The sequence below is a fragment of the Mesorhizobium sp. M1E.F.Ca.ET.063.01.1.1 genome (assembly GCF_003998155.1).
Classification (GTDB): Bacteria; Pseudomonadota; Alphaproteobacteria; order Rhizobiales; family Rhizobiaceae; genus Mesorhizobium.
In genome coordinates this window covers 1-2673 of record NZ_RZSC01000781.1, presented here as the reverse complement: position 1 = coordinate 2673, position 2673 = coordinate 1, and the positions used below count along the sequence as shown (strand labels likewise).

Here is a 2673-nt window from a genome sequence, read left to right as displayed (position 1 = left end):
CGACTATGTCGAGGCAGCAAGTTCGGCAAACACCCGACGCGCCTATGCCGCTGACTGGAAGGAGTTCTGCGCCTGCTGCCGGCGTCACGTCGTTTGATCCGCAGCCGCCAGACCCACAAATCGTCGGCCTCTACATCACGGCCCAGCCCTCGGGATCTCGGCCTGGTGTTGCGCGTGATCAAACCGACGTCGGTCGCGGCTGGATTGAATTTTTTCCAGACATGGGCGTGCTGGTTCCGTTGCGGGGCAAGACCGGCTGGCGCGAGGTCGAAATTGGTCGCGGCTCGTCCCACGCCACCTGCCCAGTCGCCGCACTGCAGGCCTGGCTGAGGTTTGCCCGCATTGCCCATGGCCCCTTGTTCCGCCGTGTTACTGGTCAGGGTGAAACGGTCGGCGCCGAACGGCTCAACGATCAGGGGGTCGCAGGGCTGGTCAAGCGCACGGCCTTGGCCGCCGGTGTGCGCGGCGATCTCACCGAAGGCGAGCGGGAACAGAAGTTTTCTGGCCATTCGCTGCGCGCGCCCTCAGCCGAGCTCGACGAGCGCTATGTGCAAAAAGCAGCTGCCACCCCAGCGCCGAGATGACACGCAAGTATCAGCGACCGCGTGACGGGAGTTCTAACTGAGGCGTCTGGATTTGTGGTGCGGTACGCCTACACCCGCAGGTGACACGGGATGCGCCAATGCGCCCGAGAGCCACATGCGCAACCGTAAAGTTGATGAGTGTCCAGGGTTTCTTGGTGCCGTGCATCCCTCCAACTTGAAAAGCTGTTCCCAGCTGGGAACTTAACGTACGGGTGGTGCGTGCTAGACTAAGAGTTGTGCGAAAAGTTTGCTTCTCGATGCGTCCTCGGTATCCTTCACCAACAGTTGGACTAGACCCAGAGGTAGCCTGCCTGGCGACTTCAGCTGCCTCCCGCTTGCCTCATCGACTACGCACTGGAGGAGGGTGCGCGTGGACTGGACGCCTACGTGCCAAACGGTGCTGATTGCTGTCAAATCGCGTGGGATGCCTGGCGACAAATCCTAGCCGTTGAGTTGCCATTCTCGAGAACCGCTTGGCGCGGAATGCTTGTTGCAGGGAAGGGGGACGTGGGGCGTCTAATTGGCCAACCTGGTAGGTGCGATTACCGAAGTGACATCGGAAGCGTCGTCCATGGCTGCATCACAAACACATCCGATCGTCTCCGACGCTAAGGATGTGGCACCCCTAGGGACTGCGCGAGTACCGTGCCTGCCGTCAAAATGGGAATTTCGCCGCCGCACCAATGTGGGGGCATCTCTCCAGGCGCCGAAAGCTGTCCGGGCCTTTGTAGGTCGCTCGCCGCCGCACGCGGAAGCTAGAGCCAACCGGCACACCGACGTCGACTATCCACCAGAACAAGCCGGGCAACGGGCTCGCCCGTGCGCCCATGCTGCGTGACCACCTTCATAGCTATAGTTTTACCACCTGATGCGCAGTTTTGACGTCATAGGGGAGACAGCGATAGCGAAAGTTCCCAGCTGGGAACTGCCTTATGTCCATTTGCCCGAATTCTCCGAATCGGGCATAAGCCCAGTAACGGAAAAACCGCGTAATTCGAAAAGTTGGCGTAGTTGGCGTGGCGTTAACAGCTTGTTAACCATAGTCGCTATCAATAGGCGCTGGGTGCAAGAGGAGAATCTGGGTGACGCGGCATCTAAGCAGCCTTCAGTTCATGAATACCTTCTCGACGAAACTCGAGAAGGCACTCAACAATCTGTCGCTGGCTCAGTATCCTCCTGACGCGGTTCGTACGATGCGCAAATTCACTTCGACGGAAGTGGCAGCCTTGCTGGGAGTGACCGAAGCTTACATACGGCAGGTCTCCTTAAAAGGGCAGGGACCCGAGCCAGAGACAACGGCCACCGGGAAGCGCCTATATTCTGTGGAGCAGGTGCTGGACCTTAGGATGCACCTGGCGGAAAAGGCGCGGAAGAAATGGATCAATCCTCGTCGTGTTAAAGGCGAGGATTGCCAGATCATCGCGATCACGAACTTCAAGGGCGGATCGTCCAAGACAGCGACCACTATTCACTTGGGTCATTGGTTGGCACTACGAGGATATCGCGTTCTCGCAGTCGACATGGATCCCCAAGCGTCGTTAACAAGTCTGCAAGGAGCGTTACCGGGATTTGACTACCGAGAAGGTGACACCCTTTACTCGGCGATTCGGTTTGATGATCCGGTGCCAACGGAAAAGATTGTACATCAGACTCATATCATCGGGTTCGACGTCATCTGCGCCGGCCTTGAGCTGACAGAATTCGAAACCGCCGTTACCCTTGAAATGCGCAAGAACGGTGGAACCAGTTTTCTGCTTCGAGTGTCACAGGCCCTCGAACAGATCGTCGATCGCTACGATATTGTTCTTCTCGACTGTGCGCCGTCACTAAATTTCCTGACGCTTTCCTCGCTCACTGCCGCTACCGGGGTCCTAATCCCCGTTCCAGCGCACATGCTCGATGTCGACTCCACGGGCAAGTTTTTGGAGCTGGCCGCGTCTTATATGCAAATCCTGGATGAAGCCGGTGCCGGCGCGCGTTGGGATTTCGCAAAATTCCTCATCACAAAATTTGAGGCCAACGACCATCCGCAAGCCAATATGCAGGCGCTAATGCGTCAAGTGTTTGGCGAGGATCTACTGCTCAATTC

At 57.7% G+C, this 2673-nt stretch carries 1 protein-coding gene and 1 pseudogene; both read left to right on the top strand.

Going from position 1 to position 2673, the window contains the following annotated elements; genetic code table 11:
* A pseudogene (locus EOA29_RS32225) lies at positions 1–668 on the top strand (hypothetical protein); the annotation flags it as partial.
* 998 nt (positions 669–1666) lie between these two features.
* On the top strand, positions 1667–2673 hold a 1007-nt coding region (gene repA / locus EOA29_RS32220), incomplete at its 3' end, for a plasmid partitioning protein RepA (RefSeq protein ID WP_127222132.1).